Source organism: Agromyces sp. CF514 (assembly GCF_900113185.1).
GTDB lineage: Bacteria > Actinomycetota > Actinomycetes > Actinomycetales > Microbacteriaceae > Agromyces.
In genome coordinates, this window is the sequence record NZ_FOZD01000001.1 from 2,769,015 (window position 1) to 2,786,071 (window position 17,057).

Here is a 17,057-nt window from a genome sequence, read left to right on the forward strand (position 1 = left end):
GCGGCGTCAGGAGATGCGGCGGGACTTCGCGCCGCGACGGGCGGCGAGCTCGTCCATGGCATCGACCGGCTGCGTGTCGAGCTCGACGAGGGAGTTCTCGACCTCGCGGAGCACCTTGCCGACCGCGATGCCGAAGACGCCCTGACCGCGGTTGACGAGGTCGATGACCTCGTCGTCGGACGTGCACAGGTACACGCTCGCGCCGTCGCTCATGAGCGTGGTCTGCGCGAGGTCCTCGACGCCCGATTCGCGCAACTGCGTCACCGCCGTGCGGATCTGCTGAAGCGAGATGCCCGTGTCGAGCAGCCGCTTGACGAGCTTGAGCACCAGGATGTCGCGGAAGCCGTAGAGGCGCTGCGACCCGGAGCCGGCGGCGCCGCGAACGGTGGGTTCGACGAGCTGCGTGCGCGCCCAGTAGTCGAGCTGGCGGTAGCTGATGCCCGCTGCCCCCGCGGCGACCGCACCGCGGTACCCGGTGCCGTCTTCGTGCGCGGGCATGCCGTCGGTGAACAGCAGACCGAGGTCGTATCGATCGCGCGCGCTCCGGTCGAGCTCACTCATGCGATCCCCTCACTCTCGGCTCGTCACCCTGACGGGCATCGTCCACGCTATCGAGCGGAGCCGGTGCGACCAAACACATCCGGCCGAACGTCTCGGCGTGTCGCGATCGTGCACAGGCGACGCCCAGCGCAGGGTCAGCGTGCGAGCCTCGCCAGGGCGGCCCGCACGACCTCGGCGCGCACGACCTCGAGTCGGGCGGCGAGCTCGGCGGCATGCTCGGAGACACGCGCCTTGCCCGCGGCATCCGTTCGCCTCGACGGCGCGAGTGCACGCTCGATGAGGGCGGCGTCGCGCTCGGCCGCGGCCCGGAACGCCCGCAGGTGCCGCGGTTCGATGCCGACCTCGCGCAGCGCGACGAGGGACTCGAGCACGCCGAGGTCTTCGGCGTCGTACGAATCGGAGGCCGTGATGAGCGACGCGGAGACCGCGTCGTCGAGGAGGGATCGCGGAGCCTTGGCGGTCGCGACGAGCTCATCGCGCGAGTACCGCCTCGCGCCGAGGAAGCCGCTCGCGTCGGTCGCCCCCGGCAGGGCGGGCGTCTCGCCGGCGTCGATGGAGTCGAGGTGGGCGCGGATCACCTTGAGCGGCAGGTAGTGGTCGCGCTGCATCGACAGCACGAGCGTGATGCGGTCGACATCGCCGGAGGAGAACTTGCGGTACCCGGCCGCGGTGCGCGCCGGGGAGACGAGTCGCTGCTCTTCGAGGAAGCGCAGCTTCGACGGCGTCAGGTCGGGGAACTCGGGCTGCAGGCGTGCGAGAACCTGACCGATGCCGAGCAGGGGGGCCGAGCCGCTCGCGTGCGTGGAGGCGGCGTGGCCCGACACTAGCTGCTCGCCAGCGGAGCCAGGTCGCGTCGCGAGGCGTAGAAGGTGAGCCGGAACTTGCCGATCTGCACCTCGGCGCCGTCGCTCAGGAGCGCGGTCTCGATGCGGACGCCGTCGAAGTAGGTGCCGTTCAGCGACGAGAGGTCCTTCACCTCGAACGCCGTGCGGTGGCGGAGGAACTCGGCGTGCCGACGGGAGACCGTGACGTCGTCGAGGAAGATGTCGGCATCGGGGTGACGGCCGACCGTCGTGACGTCGGTGTCGAGCAGGAACCGGGCCCCGCTGTTCGGCCCGCGACGGACCACGAGCAGTGCGGAACCGGACGGCAGTGCCGCGATCGCCTCCTGCTCTTCGGCCGTGATGTCGGAATCGACGATCGACAGCTGCGCAGCGGCCTCACGGCTGAAGCCGATCGTCGTTCCGGCCGTGTTGCTGTCGCCGAACTCGCCGCTCGACGTGCTGCGGTCGCCCTCGACGCCGCCAGCCTCTGAAAAATCGGTATCCGCCACGCTAGCCTCCCTCTTCAAGCGTATCGGATCGAGACCCATCCGCTACCCGTGGAATGCGGATGACCCGCGCCGTCTCGATCGCGTAGATGACGCCGGCCCACCAGTAGAGGAACGCGCCCCAGATCGTGATGGCCCAGCCGACGGGAGCGCTCACCGGTTCGACGGCCGGGAAGGCGAGCCCGAGCATGATGACCGGCAGCCCGAAGAAGAGCGCGAAGGTGGCGACCTTGCCGAGCTGGTGCACGGGCAGCGGGCCGTAGCCGTGATTCGCGAGCACGACTCCGAGGATGAGCAGGAACACGTCGCGCGCGACGATGACGATCACGATCCACCACGGCACGAGCGAGTTCGCGGCGAGGCCGACGAGCGCGGCGAAGATGTAGAGCCGGTCGGCCGCGGGGTCGAGCAGTTGCCCGAGGCGGGTGACCTGGTTCAGGCGCCTCGCGAGGTACCCGTCGAGCAGGTCGGTCAGGCTCGCCGCGACGAGCACCACGAGCGCCGTCACGTAGTCGCCGGCGACGACGGCCCAGAGGAAGAAGGGCACCAGCACGAGTCGGAGCATGCTGAGGACGTTCGGAATCGTCCACACCTGCGTTCCGACCGCCCCCGCGCTCCGCCCAGCCACAGGCCGATCCTATCGACCCCTAGAATCCAGCCATGACTGCCTTCGCCGTGTGTCTGGCGCTCTGCGCCGCCATCACCGCCGCGACCTGGATCCTCTCGCTCCTGACGAACGAGCACTCGTGGGTCGATCGGATCTGGTCGATCGCGCCCATCGCGTACGCGTGGGTGTTCGCGGCATCGACCGGGTTCGACGCACGCCTCGTGCTCATGGCGGTCCTGGTGACCCTGTGGGGTGCACGCCTGACGTTCAACTTCGCTCGAAAGGGCGGCTATCGCTCGGGCGGCGAGGACTACCGGTGGGCGATCCTGCGCGAGCGGATGCCGCGGCTCGGCTTCGAGGCGTTCAACCTGTTCTTCATCTCGATCTACCAGAACGCGCTGATCCTGCTCATCACGCTGCCGGCGCTCACGGTCGCCGACGAGGCGAGCATGCCGCTCGGCGCATGGGATGCGGTGCTCGCCGTCGTGTTCGTCGCCTTCCTCGTCGGGGAGACCGTCGCCGACGAGCAGCAGTGGCGGTTCCACCAGTGGAAGGCCGCCGAGCGGGCGGCCGGGCGCACGCCGACCCCGGGCTTCCTGCAGACCGGCCTGTTCGGCGTGTCGCGGCATCCGAACTTCTTCTTCGAACAGGCGCAGTGGTGGGTGTTCTACGGCTTCGCGATCGCGGCGACCGGGGTCTGGCTGCACTGGACGATCGCCGGCGCGGTGCTCCTGACGGTGCTGTTCGTCGGGTCGACGGTCTTCACCGAGTCGATCTCGCGTGGTCGTCACCCCGACTACGACGCCTACCGGGCGCGGGTGTCGCCGATCGTGCCCTGGTTCCCGAAGGCGGTGCGCGCGGGCGCGTCGGTCTCGGCCGAGGGATAGCCCGAACGACCCTCGCTCAGAGCCGTGCGCGCAGGCCCGGCCAGGCCTCCGCGAACCGCGGATGCAGCGGCAGCGCGTCGACCTCGTCGATGGGGGTCCACGCGACGGTGATGGACTCCGGGTCGCCGATGACGGGTTCGAAGCGGCGTCCGGCGTCGGCGACGACGGTCGTGTACGACCAGTAGCCGAGGTCGAGCACGCTCGAGAAGCGCACCGCGAGGGCGTCGGCCGGCACGCCGGCCTCTTCGCCGGCCTCGCGGAACGCGGCCTCGCGGGCGCTCTCGTGCTCGTGGCGCGCACCGCCCGGCATGCCCCACGTTCCGCCGAAGTGGCTCCACTCGGCGCGATGCTGCAGCAGGACCTCGCGATCGGGGCTCACGACCAGCAGTCCTGCCGCGCCGAAGCGCCCCCAGTACCTCGCCCCGTCGGGCCCCTCGACCCAGCCGTCCCCGCTCGCTCCGCTCATGCTCCAAGCATGGCCCACGGATGCCCCGGGCCGGCCATTCCGTGACGCCGGGTGGCGCGCGATGCCGGTGCGCCGCACGACGCCGGGGCGCCACGGTGCTCAGGACGCGACGTCAGGCGCGGGATCGTGCTCGGCGTCGGGCTCGACCGGCGGCGCGATGGCTGCGGCGAGGTCGTCGAGGAATCGGATGAGCACGAGCTGCTCGCGGGGGTCGAAGGACTCGGCGACGCCGCGCATGCGCTCGTGCATCCGGCCGAGCGTGCGGCGCAGTCGTGCGTGCGCCTGGGGCAGGGCACGCAGCAGCAGGACGCGGCGATCGGTGGGGTGCGGCTCCCGCACCAGGTCGCCGCTCGCGATGAGCCTCGCGACGATCTTCACGGTGGCGGCGGTCGTGACGCCGAGCTCCCGGGCGAGGCCGGCGCTCGTCGCGCGGCGGTCGGCGCGCTCCTCGGCGACGATCCAGCGGAGGGCCGCGGCATCCGTGTCGCCCATGTCCATGTCGACACGCAGGCGCCGGCGCATCTCGACCTCGGCGGCACGGTGCCGGCGCACGGCCTCGAGGAGCGCCACGGTGCGGTCGTCGCCGTCGCCGTACCAGTAGCGCTCGTGAGTCGAACTTTCGATTGTTCCGTCAGGCACCCTGCAATGGTAACGTCAGTTTCACTAACCAAGTTAGTGATTGTTGGCCCGCGACCCCCGGGAGGCCCGATGACCACCGCGATCGAACTGATCGACGACCACGTCGTCCTGCTCGACGACCACGGCACGCCGATCGGCACCGCCCCGAAGACGGCGGCGCACGGCCCCGACACCGCCCTGCACCTCGCCTTCTCGTGCCATGTGCTCAACGCCGACGGCGAGGTGCTCGTCACGCGTCGCGCACTCGGCAAGCAGGCCTGGCCCGGCGTGTGGACGAACTCGTTCTGCGGGCACCCCCGGCCGTCGGAGCCGCTCACCGCGGCCGTGCGCCGCCGCGCGGACTTCGAACTCGGGCTCGAGCCGATCGCCCTCGACCTCGCGCTGCCGACGTTCCGCTACCGGGCGGTCGACGCCGACGGCACGGTCGAGAACGAGATCTGCCCGGTGTACCTCGCGACTGTCGACGGCGAGCCGGATCCCAACCCTCGCGAGGTCGCCGAGTACCGGTGGGTGCGCCCGGACGACCTCCGACGGGCGATCGCCGCAGCGCCGTGGGCCTTCAGCCCGTGGCTCACCCTGCAGGTCGGCCTGCTGGAGCTCTACCGTGACTGACGTCGTCGACACCGGCGTCGAGCACGAGCTCGGCGCGCTGTTCGCCGACGCCCGTCGCCGGGCCGGCGATCTCGACCCCCACTACGCCGCGCTGTGGAACTCGCTCGCTCGGCAGAGCTCCGGAGGCAAGCGCATCCGCCCGCAGCTCGTGCGCCTCGCCTACGACGGGCTCGGCGGCACCGACACGGGGCTCGTCACCCGGGTCGCGGTCGCGTTCGAGCTGCTGCACACGGCGTTCCTCATCCACGACGACGTCATCGACCGCGACACGGTGCGCCGTGGCGACCCGAACATCGCCGCGCGGTTCGCCGCCCGCGCCCTGCGGAACGGCACCGACGAACGCACGAGCGCCGTGTGGGGCGAGACCGCGGCCGTGCTCGCGGGCGATCTCGCGCTCAGCCTCGCCCATCGCGAGATCGCGCTGCTGCCGATCGAGCCGGGGCGACGCGAGCGGCTGCTGGACATCCTCGACCGGGCCGTGTTCGTCTCGGCCGCCGGCGAGCTCGCCGACGTCGTGAACGCCGGCGCCCCCGAACCGACGAGCATGCCGCGCGTGCTCACGACCCTCGAGCAGAAGACAGCCGTGTACTCCTTCGAATGCCCGCTCGCGGCGGGCGCGGTGCTCGCGGGCGCCGACGAGGCGTCGATCGCCGCACTCGAGCGCTTCGGGCGCTTCATCGGCATCGCCTTCCAGATCACCGACGACGTGCTGGGCGTCTTCGGCGATCCCGCCGTCACGGGCAAGTCCGCGGCATCCGACCTGCGCGAGGGCAAGCGCACCGCGCTCATCGCGCACGCTGCGACGACCGCGGAGTGGCCGCGCATCGCCGCGGGACTCGGCGACCCCTCGCTCGACGACGCCGAGGCCGACGAGCTCCGCGAGGCGCTTCGCGCATGCGGCGCGCTCGACGCCTCGCTCGCCCTGGCCGAGGAGCACGTCACGCTCGCTCGCTTCGAACTCGACAACGCCGACCTGCCGGCCGAGCTCACCGCCGGACTCGGCGCCATCGCCCGGCGCGCCGTGGAGCGGGCCCGATGAGCCGCACGACCCGTACTCCGGCCCGATCCGCGCTGCTCGAGCGATACGACGACGCGGCCGCGGCGAGCGCGGCCAAGGTGATCAGCCGGTACTCGACCTCGTTCGGCGCGGCGGCCCGCCTGCTCGATGCCCCGACGAGACGAGGCATCCGCTCGATCTACGCGCTCGTGCGGGTCGCCGATGAGCTCGTCGACGGCACGGCGGAGGACGCGGGCCTGTCGAGGGCCGAGCTGCACGCGCTGCTCGACGAGCTCGAGGCCGAGACCGAGACGGCCATGGCACGCGGGTTCTCGACGAACCTCGTCGTGCATGCGTTCGCGGACACCGCGGCGGCGTCCGGCATCGACGAGACGCTCACGCGTCCGTTCTTCGCGTCGATGCGACGAGACCTCGACCCCAGTCCGATCCGGGCCGACGAGGTGGGCCCCTACATCCACGGGTCGGCCGAGGTCGTGGGACTCATGTGCCTCGCGGTGTTCCTGGCCGAGGAGGCCGCGGCCTCGCGGTCAGGGTCTGCGCCGGGTTCGGCGCCTGGTTCGGCGCCTGCAGGGGCTTCGGGTCCCGCAGCGGCTGCGGCGCCCGACGCGGCCAGGCGCGAACGCCTCGAGGTCGGGGCGACCCACCTCGGTGCGGCGTTCCAGAAGATCAACTTCCTGCGCGACCTCGAGACCGACTGGCGCACCCTCGGTCGCAACTACTTCCCCTGGTGCGACCCCGAGGCGTTCACGGAGTCCGACAAGGCGCGCATCCTCGACGACATCGACCACGACCTCGATCTCGCGGGCCGGTCGATCCCCGAACTGCCCCGCCGTGCTCGCGGTGCCGTGCTCGCGGCCCATGGGCTCTTCGCCGGGCTCGCGGCGCGCTGCCGTGCGACGCCGGCCGATCGCCTCATGTCCACGCGCATCAGGGTTCCGGATGCCGCGAAGCTCGCGATCGTCGCCCGCTCGATGATCGCCGCGGCCGGCCAGGGTGGAGGAACGCGATGATCGACGGCTCGGAACGCATCGCCGTCATCGGCGGCGGCATCGCCGGGCTCGCGACCGCCGCGCTGCTCGCACGCGACGGGCACCGGGTGACGCTGCTCGAGGCCTCCCCCACGGTCGGCGGCCGTGCCGGCTCCTGGAGCCGCGACGGGTTCCGGTTCGACACGGGGCCGTCGTGGTACCTGATGCCCGAGGTGTTCGACCACTTCTTCCGCCTGTTCGGCACGAGCGCCGATCGGGTGCTCTCGCTGACCCGGCTCGACCCCGGGTACCGCGTGTACGCCGACGGGTACGACGACCCCATCGACATCCGGGCGACGCGGGCCGAGAACGTCGCGCTGTTCGAGTCGATCGAACCCGGGTCGGGCGCAGCGCTCGAGCGCTACCTCGACTCCGCCGCCTCGACGTACGACATCGCGCGGCGCAGGTTCCTCTACACGAACTTCGACGGCCTGCGCGGCATCCTCTCCCCCGAGGTGCTGCGCGGCTCAGTGCGGCTCACCGGACTGCTGACGACGCCGCTCGACCGGTTCGCCGCTCGCGCCGTGCACGATCGTCGCCTGCGGCAGGTGCTCGGCTACCCGGCCGTCTTCCTCGGCTCCTCGCCGTCGATGACGCCTGCCATGTACCACCTGATGAGCCACATGGACCTCGAGCAGGGCGTCTTCTACCCGCAGGGCGGGTTCTCGGCGCTCATCGCGGCCATCGCCTCGATCGCCGCCGACGCGGGCGTGGAGATCGTCTGCGACGCGCGGGTCGAGCAGATCGAGATCACGGGCGACGCCGACCCCGCGGTGACGGGCGTGCGGTTCCGCGAGGCGTCGGGCGCGGTGCGCAGGGTGCCCGCGCACCGCGTGGTCTCGGCGGCCGACCTGCATCACACCGAGACCGAGCTGCTGCCGCCGCACGCGCAGACCTATCCCGAGCGCTGGTGGGACCGGCGCACCTCGGGCCCGGGCGCCGTGCTCGCGATGCTCGGCGTGCGTGGCCGCGTGCCGGGGCTCGCGCACCACACGCTCTTCTTCACCGAGGACTGGCGCGAGAACTTCGGCCGCATCTTCGGCGCCGACCCGTCGGTGCCCGACCCCGCATCGTTCTACGTCTGCATGCCGAGCGCGACCGATGCCTCGGTCGCACCGCCGGGCGACACGAACCTGTTCGTGCTGGTGCCCGTGCCCGCCGACGTCTCGATCGGTCGCGGCGGCGAGCACGGCCGCGGCGACCGGCTCGTCGAGGAGGCCGCCGACCGGGCGATCGCACGCATCGCGGATGCCTCCGGCGCACCCGATCTCGCGTCGCGCATCGTCGTGCGGCGCACCGTCGGACCCGCCGACTTCGCCGCAGACCTCAACTCATGGCGCGGCGGGGCGCTCGGACCGGCCCACACGCTGAAGCAGAGCGCGTTCCTGCGCGGCTCGAACCGGTCTCGGCGGGTGCGCGGGCTCCTCTATGCGGGCGGGTCGAGCGTGCCCGGCGTCGGATTGCCGATGTGCCTCATCAGCGCCGAGAACGTGGTCAAGCGCGTCCGCGGCGATCGGACGAGCGGACCCCTGGCCGAACCCGAGGGACCGGTGGCCGGCTCGGGCTCGCCGCCCCACGCGGCCCGGGCCTCCGGTCGGGCGGGGGCCGTGCGGTGACCGGCTTCGTGTACCTCGGTGCCCTGCTGGCGTCGATCGGCGCGATGGCGCTCGTCGACTTCCGCTGGCGCCTGGCGTTCTGGCGGCATCCGCTCGGCGCTGCGGCCGCGGTCGGCGCCGGGACCGCGCTGCTGCTCGTATGGGACCTCGTCGGCATCGGGTTCGGCGTGTTCTTCCGCGGCGAGTCGATCTGGGCGACGGGAGTGCTCCTCGCGCCCGAGCTGCCCGTCGAGGAGCCCGTGTTCCTCGCCTTCCTCTGCTACCTCGCGCTCGTCGCCGTGCTCGGAACCGAACGCATGCTCGCCGTCCGTTCGAACGACGACGACCCCGCGCAGGCGGCGGACCGGGATACCGCTCCCGAGCGGGAGGTGCGCGCATGACCTACCTGCTCATCTGCATCCCGTTCGTGCTGGTCGCGGCGATCACGGCACTCATCTCCCTGCGACGGATGCCGGCGCCCGCCCGCTCGCGTCGGATCCTGGCGACGGCGATCGGCGCGGCGGTGCTGCTGGTGCTCACGGCCGTGTTCGACTCGATCATGATCTCCGCCGGACTCTTCGGATACGCAGACGGCACGCGGCTCGGGCCGACGGTCGGCCTCGCACCCGTCGAGGACTTCGCGTATCCGCTCGCAGCCGTGCTGCTCGTGCCCGCCGTGTTCACCATCGTCGCCGGGCGTCGACGCGCATCGCGGCGCGCACAGGGACCGCGGAGCGTCGGCGAGGAGTCGTCGTGAGCGCGGCGGCCGGGGCCGGGGCCGCGAGCAACGCCGGGTCGGCGGCTCGGTCGCGCGTCGCGCAGGTCGTCCTGTCGTCGCGCCCCGTCAGCTGGATCAACACGGCGTTCCCGTTCGCGGCCGCGTTCCTGCTCACGACCGGGCTCGTCGATGCGACGTTCATCGCAGGCACGCTGTTCTTCCTCGTGCCCTACAACCTGCTCATGTACGGCGTGAACGACGTGTTCGACTACGAGTCCGACCTGCGCAACCCGCGCAAGGGCGGCGCCGAGGGTGCGCTGCTCGACCCCTCGCTGCACCGCACGGTCGTCTGGGCGGGCATCGTGACGGCGGCCCCGTGCCTCGTCGTCATGCTGTGGTCGGCCGGCACGGGGCATCCGTGGTCCTGGGTCGTGCTCGCGCTCAGCCTGTTCGCGGTCTTCGCGTACTCGGTGCCGGGTCTCCGCTTCAAGGAGCGCCCGGTGCTCGACTCGATCACCTCGAGCTTCCACTTCGTGAGCCCGGCGCTCTACGGGCTCGCGGTGGCCGGCGCGGCGGCCACCCCCCAACTGGCCGCACTGCTCGCCGCGTTCTTCTGCTGGGGCATGGCGAGCCACGCATTCGGCGCGGTGCAGGATGTCGCGCCCGACCGCGAGGCCGGCATCGCGTCGATCGCGACGGCGTTCGGCGCGCGGGCGACGGTCCGCCTCGCGCTGGCGCTCTGGGCCCTCGCGGGACTGCTCATGCTCGCGACGGAATGGCCGGGCCCCCTGGCGGGCCTGCTCGTGCTGCCGTACCTCGTGGTCGTGTGGCCGTTCCGCTCGGTCGACGACGAGCACTCGGGCGAGGCGAACCGCGGCTGGCGGCGGTTCATCGCCCTCAACTACGCGGTCGGGTTCCTCGTCACGATGCTCCTCATCTGGTGGGCGGCGGTGCGCGCGTAGGCTTGCCGCATGCCCACGCCGATCTCCGACGCCCCCGTGCGCATCGACGCCTGGCTCTGGGCGGTGCGACAGTACAAGACCCGCTCGGCCGCCACGGCCGCGTGCCGCGCCGGACACGTGCGCGTGAACGGCGAGCGTGCCAAGGCGGCCCAGTCGGTGCGGCCGGGCGACGAGGTGCGCGTCAGGGTCGACGGGTTCGACCGTCAGCTCGTGGTGCGGCAGACCCTCGTGAAGCGCGTGTCGGCCACGATCGCGGCCACCGCGGTCGAGGACCGCACTCCCCCGCCGCCGCCGCGCGAGACGATCGCGATCCTGCCGGTGCGCGACCGCGGCGCCGGCCGCCCCACGAAGCGCGAGCGTCGCGACCTCGAGCGGCTTCGCGGGCGCGACGCCTGAACGAGGCGTAGCCTGAACGGATGCAGAAGGAGTTCAGTCACGAGCCCGATGCCGACCGCTACGTGCTGCGCCTCGGCGACGAGATCGCGAGCGTGCTCGACTACCGGCTCCTGGGCGACGCGATCGCGATGACGCGAGCGTTCACGAATCCGCGCCTTCGTGGATCCGGCCTCGCGGGCGAACTCGTCGCCTTCGCGGTCGACGACGTTGAGTCGACGTCGTCGCGGCACGTCGTGCCGAGCTGCTGGTACGTGGCCGAGTGGTTCGATCGGCACCCCGAGCGGACGGCACTGCTCCGCCCGCGCACGGCCTGACGGCCGGGCACCGAGCGGAGCAGGATGCGGTTGCGGGTCGCGGTGCGGTCTGCGCACCGCGACCCTGCACGGTCAGAACCGGATGATCAGTACCAGTTGACCGACTGCGAGTGCGACCAGGCGCTGCACGGCGAGCCGTACGACCCGGCGATGTAGCCGAGGCCCCACTTGATCTGGGTCGCGGCGTTGGTCTCCCAGTCGGCGCCGGCCGTGGCCATCTTGCTGCCGGGCAGCGACTGCGGGATGCCGGTGGCGCCGCTCGAGCCGTTGTAGGCGGTGTACGACCAGCCGGACTCCTTCGCCCACAGGCTGTCGAGGCACTGGAACTGGTCGTCGCCCCATCCGTACATCGACGCGGCGAGCGAGCGTGCGGTCGCGCGGGCGCCGTCGGGCGTGTTCGCGTTCGCGAGGGCCTGCGCGGCCTCGGCTGCGGCCTTCTCTGCGGCGGCGCGCTGCTGCTCGTCGTAGGCCTTCGTCGCGGCGACGGTCTTGGCCGCCTCGGCCTTGGTCTGCTTCGTGAGGTCGACCACGTCCGACGTGGGGATGATCTGGTACTCGCTGAGCGAGGCGACCGAGGCCTGCAGGCCGGAGGCGTCGACCTTGCCGTCGGCGGCGGCGAGCGTCGCGTTCGCGAGGGTGAGGGTGTCCTCGGCCTGGTCGGCGGCCTTCGCCGCGGCGATGCCCTTGTAGACGCCGAGGCCGTCGCGGCTGAGGCCGGTCGACGCGGTGAGCTGCGCGGTCGCGTCGATGCGCTCCTGCGTCTTGACGGCGTCCTGCACGGCGAAGCCGGTGCCGACGACGAGGCCGAGTGCGGCGATCGTGCCGGCCGCGATGAGGCGACGACGGCCGATGCGGCGCGACCGGTTGCCGCGGCGGGTGGTGGGTTCGGGGGTGGTATTCGAGCGTTCTGACATCGAGGTCGAGTTCGTAGTGGTGCGCATGAATCCTGAGTGCTCGGAGATCGGGGGAAATGGGGGGCGCCCGCCGAGCTCGGGGCACAAGGCACAAACTCTGCCGAGGATTTCTGTACGGATCCTCACTTCTGCCTGTGCGGAGCATGACCGCACCCGCGCATCCCCCGGAATACTGGGGGGATGGCGCAAACCTCCGAATCCCCTGAGTTCCCGGCCGACGACGGCCGGTGCCCGTGCACGAGCGGGCTCGTCTTCGGTGAGTGCTGCGGCCCGGTCGTCCGCGGAATCCGGCCTGCGCCGACCGCGGTGCAGCTCATGCGATCCCGGTTCACGGCGTTCGCGATCGGCCTCCCGGCCCACCTGCTCGCGACCTGGCATACGTCGACCAGGCCGACCGGGCTCGACCTCGATCCGGGGCTCCGATGGTTCCGGCTCGACATCCTGCGCACCGAGCTCGGCGGGCCGCTCGACCGCACGGGCGTCGTCGAGTTCGAGGCGTCCTACCGCCATGACGGCGAGCGCGGCGTGCAGCACGAGGTGAGCACGTTCGTGCGCGAAGCGGGCCGGTGGTTCTACGTCGCCGCGCTCGACTGATCAGTCGGCTCGCGCCCTCGCGCGGATCCACGCGTCGCGACCCGGACGCTCAGGCGTCGTCGACGCCGCCCGTCTCGAGCGGGGCTCCGTCGAGCGCGAGGAACGCGCGCTCCACGGCGCCGGAGAGCCCGTCGACCGGGAGCGGCCAGTCGGCGTCCGCCGCCAGCACGTCTTCGGCCGGCACGCCGCGCCTGTGCGCATCGACCAGTCGATCGGCGATCGTCCGCAGATCGCGGGACTGCCGGGCGACGAACGCGCGATCGACGACCGCGCCGTGCCCGGGCACCACGAGATCGCCCTCGCGCATGTCCGCGACGAGCGTGTCGAGCACTGCGGGCCATTCGAGCGGGTAGCAGCCGGACCCGTACATCGGCGGCCCCGACTCCTCGACGAGGTCGCCGAGGATCCAGACCCGCGCATCGGGCACGAACAGCACGAGATCGGTGTCGCTGTGCGCGGGCGGCTGCGGCAGCAGCAGCACCGTGCGCCCGCCGAGATCCAGCTCCGTCGAGGATCGCACCGGATGCGTCGGCGCCACGAGCGCGACATCCGCCCACGCGCGTTCTGGCTCGCGCGACGGGTCGGCGCGCCACGCGGCGAGCCTCGGCCCCTCGTAGCGCTCGAAGTGGCGGGCGATGGACGCATGGCCATGGACCGGGACATCCGCCCCCGCCGTGCGGAACGCCTGGTTGCCGAACGTGTGATCGAAGTGCGCGTGGGTGTTGACGAGCCCGAGGATCGGCCGGTCGAATCGCGCACGCACGTCGGCGAGGATCTCGGCGCCCTCGCCCGGGTCGCCGCCCGCGTCGACGACGAGGACGCCGGCGTCGCCCTCGACGACGACCACGGAGAGGTCGAACGGGCCTCCGCGGCGCTGATGCACGCCTTCGGCGACGAGGGTCCAGGTCGGCATGGATCGAGCGTAACGCGACGGCCGCGAGCCGGAGGGGTCCGACCTGCGGCCCGGCTCGGCTCGGCTCGGCTCGGCTCGGCCGGCTCGGCCGGCTCGGCCGGCTCGGCCGGCTCGGACACGATCAAAGGGAATGCAGAGGTTCGCCTCGTAGCGTGGTCGACGTGACTGCGATCGAACCCACCGCCGACCGAGACGCCGGCTCCCGTGGCCTCACCGAACGCGCGCAGCGCGCGATCGAGGGCATCGACGGCAGCACCCTCGAAGAGATGCGCAGCCTCCGCGACGAGACCGAGCGGTTCATGCAGCGCTACAAGTTCGGCATGGACGAGGTGATCACCAAGCTCTCGATCCTCCGCGAGGAGTTCGGCCAGACCCACGCGTACAACCCGATCGAGCACATCTCGAGTCGACTGAAGAGCCTCGACAGCGTCATCGAGAAGCTCGACCGAAAGGGCGTCGACCCGACGTTCGACTCGATCCGCGAGACGATCACCGACATCGCCGGCGTGCGCGTGACGTGCAGCTTCGTCTCCGACGTGTACCGGGTCGCCGAACTGCTCACCGCGCAGGGCGACATCCGGGTGCTGAAGAAGAAGGACTACATCGCCTCTCCGAAGGCGAACGGCTACCAGAGCCTGCACCTGATCGTCGAGGTGCCCGTGTTCCTCTCGACGGGAACGCACCTCGTGCCCGTCGAGGTGCAGGTGCGCACGATCGCGATGGACTTCTGGGCGAGCCTCGAGCACAAGATCTACTACAAGTACGACCGGCAGGTTCCGGCGGCGCTACTCGAGGACCTGACGGATGCCGCGCGCACGGCCTCCGAACTCGACGCCCGCATGGAGCGGCTGCACCGCGAGTTGCACGGCGGCGGCTCGAACCGATCGACCGGGAGCCGACCGGTCGCGGTGTGAGACCGACGGCGTTCGGCCTCTCGGCCGGCGCTGCGTTCAGGCGAACCCGGCGAGCAGGTCTCGTCCGGCATCGGTCAGCTTGAGCGAGCGATCGTGCGCCATCGCGGTCGCCCAGCCCTGTTCGAGGAAGCGTTCGCGGACCTGCGCGCCGATCGCGCCCGCGACGTGCGGACGACGCTCGGTCCAGTCGAGGCAGCCGCGCACGGCCGGTCGACGCCCCGTCGGCGCAGCGGCACGGAGCCCGAGTCGCCGTGCGACCGGTCCCTCGCCGGTCATCTCGCCCACGCGCCCGGCCACGAGCGGCGCGACCGATCCCTCGTCGACGAGCGCGTCCGCGAGGACGAGCGCGACCCGGCCGGCGAGGTGGTCGTAGCAGGAGCGCAGCTCGGCCAGGCGCAGCGCGGTCGTCGACTGGCGGAGCGACCGGATCCGCTGGCGCGGCGAGATGCGCTGCAACGCCTCGACCGCGTCGGCCACGTCGGCGTCCGCGAGCGAGAAGTACCGGTGCCTGCCGATGCGACGATCGACCAGCAGCCCGCCCTCGACCAGTTGTGCGAGGTGCGCGCTGGCGGTCGGCGCCCCGACCCCGGCGATGGCCGCGAGCTCGCCGGCCGGACGCGAACCGCCGTCGAGCAGGGCGACGAGCATCGCCGCCCTGGCCGGTTCGCCCATGAGCCTGGCAGGGTACGAGAGATCCGCGTCGCCGTCCACGTGGCCAGCGTACGCCGGGCACGTTTCGCCGCCGGGCGAACCTTCGCTGGCATAGCGTCGAAGCATGTCGACCACGACCACGACCACCGAACCCGCAGAGGTGCGACGGCGCCTCGCCGCCCCCGATCATCTCGTCCCCGAGGCGGATGCCGCGTCGGACCGCCCGGCGGAGCGGTTCCGCGCCGCCGCCTCGAGGTTCGTGAACGGCCGCGCGCATGCCGAGCGGCGGGCGATCCTGGAGCGCCGGCTCGCGGCGCTCGATCCGGCGGGGCTGGCGGAGACGGCCGGCCGCCTGGCGCGGAGCGAGCTCGACCGGGCCGTCCGCGCGACGGGCGGCGGCACGACGGGCGGCGGCACGACGGGCGGCGGCACGACGGGCGGCGGCACGGATGACGTGATCGCGCTCGTGGCCCGGAACGTGCCGGTCGCCTGTCTCGCCCGTCACCTCGGATTCGCGGATCCGGAGGCGATGCCTGACCTCGTGGCCGACGTCGCCCGGGACTACCCGACGGGGAGCGCGTCGCAGGCGACCGACGACGCGGCGGGCTCCCTGCTCGCCGCGGTGCCCGTCGACGCCGACGGCGCACTCACCGCGCAACTGCTCGTGCAGGCGCATCTCGCGACCGCGGCCCTCATCGGGTCGGCGATGCGCGCGCTCGACGACACCTCCTCGCTGACCACCCGGGAGGCGCTCGCCCGGGCCTTGCACCGCGATCCGCCCGTGCCGGTCACCAGGCGCGTCGCCCCCGACGGGACGCTCGTCGTGCTCTCGCTCGCCACCCCCGACGACGATGCCGATGCCGATGCCGATGCCGATGCCGATGCCGATGCCGATGCCATCCGAACGTCGACCGAGTCGCTCGCGTTCGGCGCGGGCCCACGCGCCTGTCCGGCGCCGGTGCACGCCCTGGCGATCGCCTCGGCGGTCGTCGAGGTGCTGCGGACCGCTCCCGCCGGCTCCGCCGCCACGGACGACACCGCCGACGGGAGCACCAGGTGATCACGCCGGCCGAATTCGCCGCGCGGCACCGGCCCGGCACTCCGCTGCTGCTACCGAACGCGTGGGACGTGGCATCCGCCTACCGGCTCGTCGCCCTCGGGTACGACGCGATCGCCACGACGAGCCTCGGCGTCGCGGTCGCGAACGGCCTGCACGACGGAGCGGGCGAGGCGGCGACCGAGACGATGCGCCTCGCCGAGCGGCTCACCGCCGCGGGCATCGGCGTTACGGTCGACATCGAGTCCGGCTTCTCCGACGATCCAGACGAGGTCGCCCGCTTCGTGCGGCGCCTCAGCGAGCTCGGCGTGCTCGGCGTGAACCTCGAGGATGCCGACGCGACCGGCGCCCTGATCGATCCCGAACTCGCGGCGGCGAAGGTGGCAGCCGTCGTCGCGGCCGCGCCCGAGCTGTACGTGAACGCGCGCACCGACGTGTTCTGGCTCGGCGCAGGAGACTCGGAGGCCGACCGGGAGTCGTCGGCGATCGCTCGCGCGAAGCGCTACGTCGCCGCCGGAGCCTCCGGCGTGTTCGTGCCCGGCACGATGCCGATCGAGGTGATCGCGCGGATCGCCGGCGAGGTGGTTGCGCCGCTCAACGTGCTGCCCCAGCCGGGAGTGCCGTTCGCCGGACTGGCCGCGGCCGGGGTGGCGCGCGTGAGCACGGGCTCGGCCCTCTTCCGCGCCGCCCTCGGCGCGATCGAGGACGCGCTCGGCAGCATGTTCGACTCCGGCGCGAGGACGGGAACGATCCCGTCGTACGCCGAGACGGCGGCGCTCGTGGACCTCGACGTCGACGCCGCGCACGGGTCCGAGCAGGCCGACGCGAATTCCGCCCTTGCGCACGACCACGGCGACGCGATACCACTTGGCTAGCCCGGG

23 protein-coding genes are annotated in these 17,057 nt (G+C 72.3%); 14 read left to right on the top strand and 9 right to left on the bottom strand.

Annotation, left to right across the window (positions count from 1 at the left end):
- Positions 1 to 6: 6 nt before the first annotated feature.
- From BM342_RS12385 to BM342_RS12400, 4 genes are all read right to left on the bottom strand, one after another.
- Positions 7 to 561 (bottom strand): MerR family transcriptional regulator, encoded by a 555-nt coding sequence (locus BM342_RS12385; protein WP_092966128.1) that lies wholly within the window; start codon positions 559 to 561, stop codon positions 7 to 9.
- Positions 562 to 695: 134 nt separating this feature from the next.
- Positions 696 to 1,385, bottom strand: coding sequence for a transcriptional regulator FtsR (locus BM342_RS12390; protein WP_092966131.1), 690 nt, complete (start codon positions 1,383 to 1,385; stop codon positions 696 to 698).
- Positions 1,385 to 1,798: an FHA domain-containing protein gene (locus BM342_RS12395; protein ID WP_255368781.1), complete on the bottom strand. Its 414-nt coding sequence runs from the start codon at positions 1,796 to 1,798 to the stop codon at positions 1,385 to 1,387. The genes BM342_RS12390 and BM342_RS12395 overlap by 1 nt, the downstream gene beginning before the upstream one ends.
- A gap of 97 nt (positions 1,799 to 1,895) precedes the next feature.
- Positions 1,896 to 2,519 (bottom strand): CDP-alcohol phosphatidyltransferase family protein, encoded by a 624-nt coding sequence (locus BM342_RS12400; protein ID WP_092966135.1) that lies wholly within the window; start codon positions 2,517 to 2,519, stop codon positions 1,896 to 1,898.
- Positions 2,520 to 2,551: 32 nt separating this feature from the next.
- Between BM342_RS12400 and BM342_RS12405 the strand changes: the two genes are divergently transcribed.
- Positions 2,552 to 3,385, top strand: a complete 834-nt coding sequence (locus BM342_RS12405; RefSeq protein ID WP_092966137.1) for a DUF1295 domain-containing protein — start codon at positions 2,552 to 2,554, stop codon at positions 3,383 to 3,385.
- A 16-nt stretch (positions 3,386 to 3,401) separates the two neighbouring features.
- Here the strand turns inward: BM342_RS12405 and BM342_RS12410 are convergent, their stop codons facing one another.
- Both BM342_RS12410 and BM342_RS12415 read right to left on the bottom strand, forming a co-directional pair.
- Positions 3,402 to 3,851, bottom strand: coding sequence for an NUDIX domain-containing protein (locus tag BM342_RS12410; RefSeq protein WP_092966138.1), 450 nt, complete (start codon positions 3,849 to 3,851; stop codon positions 3,402 to 3,404).
- A gap of 99 nt (positions 3,852 to 3,950) precedes the next feature.
- Positions 3,951 to 4,490, bottom strand: coding sequence for a MarR family winged helix-turn-helix transcriptional regulator (locus tag BM342_RS12415; protein WP_143109856.1), 540 nt, complete (start codon positions 4,488 to 4,490; stop codon positions 3,951 to 3,953).
- A gap of 69 nt (positions 4,491 to 4,559) precedes the next feature.
- Here BM342_RS12415 and idi point away from each other — a divergent pair, with 69 nt between their 5' ends.
- The 9 genes from idi to BM342_RS12455 are packed head-to-tail and all read left to right on the top strand — an operon-like array spanning position 4,560 to position 11,133.
- On the top strand, positions 4,560 to 5,102 hold the full coding sequence (gene idi, locus BM342_RS12420) for an isopentenyl-diphosphate Delta-isomerase (protein WP_177232149.1): 543 nt from the start codon (positions 4,560 to 4,562) through the stop codon (positions 5,100 to 5,102).
- Positions 5,095 to 6,141, top strand: coding sequence for a polyprenyl synthetase family protein (locus BM342_RS12425; protein WP_092966142.1), 1,047 nt, complete (start codon positions 5,095 to 5,097; stop codon positions 6,139 to 6,141). Before idi ends, BM342_RS12425 begins: the two co-directional genes overlap by 8 nt.
- Positions 6,138 to 7,130, top strand: coding sequence for a phytoene/squalene synthase family protein (locus BM342_RS19920; RefSeq protein ID WP_177232150.1), 993 nt, complete (start codon positions 6,138 to 6,140; stop codon positions 7,128 to 7,130). The genes BM342_RS12425 and BM342_RS19920 overlap by 4 nt, the downstream gene beginning before the upstream one ends.
- Positions 7,127 to 8,764: a phytoene desaturase family protein gene (gene crtI, locus BM342_RS19925; protein WP_177232151.1), complete on the top strand. Its 1,638-nt coding sequence runs from the start codon at positions 7,127 to 7,129 to the stop codon at positions 8,762 to 8,764. The genes BM342_RS19920 and crtI overlap by 4 nt, the downstream gene beginning before the upstream one ends.
- Positions 8,761 to 9,144 carry a lycopene cyclase domain-containing protein gene (locus tag BM342_RS12435; protein ID WP_092966144.1) on the top strand — a complete coding sequence of 128 codons (384 nt, stop codon included), beginning with the start codon at positions 8,761 to 8,763 and terminating at the stop codon, positions 9,142 to 9,144. Before crtI ends, BM342_RS12435 begins: the two co-directional genes overlap by 4 nt.
- Positions 9,141 to 9,500, top strand: a complete 360-nt coding sequence (locus BM342_RS12440; protein WP_092966146.1) for a lycopene cyclase domain-containing protein — start codon at positions 9,141 to 9,143, stop codon at positions 9,498 to 9,500. The genes BM342_RS12435 and BM342_RS12440 overlap by 4 nt, the downstream gene beginning before the upstream one ends.
- Positions 9,497 to 10,423 (top strand): prenyltransferase, encoded by a 927-nt coding sequence (locus BM342_RS12445; RefSeq protein WP_092966148.1) that lies wholly within the window; start codon positions 9,497 to 9,499, stop codon positions 10,421 to 10,423. The genes BM342_RS12440 and BM342_RS12445 overlap by 4 nt, the downstream gene beginning before the upstream one ends.
- A 9-nt stretch (positions 10,424 to 10,432) precedes the next feature.
- Positions 10,433 to 10,819 (top strand): RNA-binding S4 domain-containing protein, encoded by a 387-nt coding sequence (locus BM342_RS12450; protein ID WP_255368721.1) that lies wholly within the window; start codon positions 10,433 to 10,435, stop codon positions 10,817 to 10,819.
- Between the two features lie 20 nt (positions 10,820 to 10,839).
- The gene (locus BM342_RS12455) at positions 10,840 to 11,133 is read left to right on the top strand and encodes a GNAT family N-acetyltransferase (protein ID WP_092966150.1); all 294 of its coding nucleotides are present in this window, start codon (positions 10,840 to 10,842) and stop codon (positions 11,131 to 11,133) included.
- Positions 11,134 to 11,219: 86 nt separating this feature from the next.
- On the opposite strand, the gene BM342_RS12460 is transcribed toward BM342_RS12455, so the two are convergent.
- Entirely contained in the window at positions 11,220 to 12,074 is an 855-nt protein-coding gene (locus BM342_RS12460) for an aggregation-promoting factor C-terminal-like domain-containing protein (protein WP_255368722.1), read from the bottom strand.
- A 153-nt stretch (positions 12,075 to 12,227) separates the two neighbouring features.
- Between BM342_RS12460 and BM342_RS12465 the strand changes: the two genes are divergently transcribed.
- A complete protein-coding gene (locus BM342_RS12465) occupies positions 12,228 to 12,641 on the top strand; it encodes a YchJ family protein (RefSeq protein ID WP_092966152.1) in 414 nt (137 codons plus the stop codon).
- Between the two features lie 49 nt (positions 12,642 to 12,690).
- Here the strand turns inward: BM342_RS12465 and BM342_RS12470 are convergent, their stop codons facing one another.
- On the bottom strand, positions 12,691 to 13,554 hold the full coding sequence (locus BM342_RS12470; protein ID WP_092966154.1) for an MBL fold metallo-hydrolase: 864 nt from the start codon (positions 13,552 to 13,554) through the stop codon (positions 12,691 to 12,693).
- A gap of 266 nt (positions 13,555 to 13,820) precedes the next feature.
- On the opposite strand from BM342_RS12470, the gene BM342_RS12475 reads away from it, so the two are divergent.
- Entirely contained in the window at positions 13,821 to 14,468 is a 648-nt protein-coding gene (locus tag BM342_RS12475) for a GTP pyrophosphokinase (protein WP_092966869.1), read from the top strand.
- A gap of 36 nt (positions 14,469 to 14,504) precedes the next feature.
- Here BM342_RS12475 and BM342_RS12480 read toward each other — a convergent pair whose 3' ends face one another.
- Positions 14,505 to 15,179 (bottom strand): ArsR/SmtB family transcription factor, encoded by a 675-nt coding sequence (locus BM342_RS12480; RefSeq protein WP_218154907.1) that lies wholly within the window; start codon positions 15,177 to 15,179, stop codon positions 14,505 to 14,507.
- A 64-nt stretch (positions 15,180 to 15,243) separates the two neighbouring features.
- On the opposite strand from BM342_RS12480, the gene BM342_RS12485 reads away from it, so the two are divergent.
- Both BM342_RS12485 and BM342_RS12490 read left to right on the top strand, forming a co-directional pair.
- Complete coding sequence (locus tag BM342_RS12485) at positions 15,244 to 16,179, top strand: cytochrome P450 family protein (protein ID WP_092966158.1); 936 nt, start codon at positions 15,244 to 15,246, stop codon at positions 16,177 to 16,179.
- Positions 16,176 to 17,051, top strand: coding sequence for an isocitrate lyase/PEP mutase family protein (locus BM342_RS12490; RefSeq protein ID WP_218154908.1), 876 nt, complete (start codon positions 16,176 to 16,178; stop codon positions 17,049 to 17,051). The genes BM342_RS12485 and BM342_RS12490 overlap by 4 nt, the downstream gene beginning before the upstream one ends.
- Positions 17,052 to 17,057 lie beyond the last annotated feature (6 nt).

Excerpts from the sequence above, each read along its gene's own strand:
- BM342_RS12385 (WP_092966128.1), bottom strand. The coding sequence starts at position 561 with ATGAGTGAGCTCGACCGGAGCGCGCGCGATCGATACGACCTCGGTCTG.
- BM342_RS12405 (WP_092966137.1), top strand. The coding sequence starts at position 2,552 with ATGACTGCCTTCGCCGTGTGTCTGGCGCTCTGCGCCGCCATCACCGCC.
- BM342_RS12410 (WP_092966138.1), bottom strand. The coding sequence starts at position 3,851 with ATGAGCGGAGCGAGCGGGGACGGCTGGGTCGAGGGGCCCGACGGGGCG.
- idi (WP_177232149.1), top strand. The coding sequence starts at position 4,560 with ATGACCACCGCGATCGAACTGATCGACGACCACGTCGTCCTGCTCGAC.
- BM342_RS19920 (WP_177232150.1), top strand. The coding sequence starts at position 6,138 with ATGAGCCGCACGACCCGTACTCCGGCCCGATCCGCGCTGCTCGAGCGA.
- crtI (WP_177232151.1), top strand. The coding sequence starts at position 7,127 with ATGATCGACGGCTCGGAACGCATCGCCGTCATCGGCGGCGGCATCGCC.
- BM342_RS12440 (WP_092966146.1), top strand. The coding sequence starts at position 9,141 with ATGACCTACCTGCTCATCTGCATCCCGTTCGTGCTGGTCGCGGCGATC.
- BM342_RS12450 (WP_255368721.1), top strand. The coding sequence starts at position 10,433 with ATGCCCACGCCGATCTCCGACGCCCCCGTGCGCATCGACGCCTGGCTC.
- BM342_RS12455 (WP_092966150.1), top strand. The coding sequence starts at position 10,840 with ATGCAGAAGGAGTTCAGTCACGAGCCCGATGCCGACCGCTACGTGCTG.
- BM342_RS12460 (WP_255368722.1), bottom strand. The coding sequence starts at position 12,074 with ATGCGCACCACTACGAACTCGACCTCGATGTCAGAACGCTCGAATACC.
- BM342_RS12465 (WP_092966152.1), top strand. The coding sequence starts at position 12,228 with ATGGCGCAAACCTCCGAATCCCCTGAGTTCCCGGCCGACGACGGCCGG.
- BM342_RS12470 (WP_092966154.1), bottom strand. The coding sequence starts at position 13,554 with ATGCCGACCTGGACCCTCGTCGCCGAAGGCGTGCATCAGCGCCGCGGA.
- BM342_RS12475 (WP_092966869.1), top strand. The coding sequence starts at position 13,821 with ATGCGCAGCCTCCGCGACGAGACCGAGCGGTTCATGCAGCGCTACAAG.
- BM342_RS12485 (WP_092966158.1), top strand. The coding sequence starts at position 15,244 with ATGTCGACCACGACCACGACCACCGAACCCGCAGAGGTGCGACGGCGC.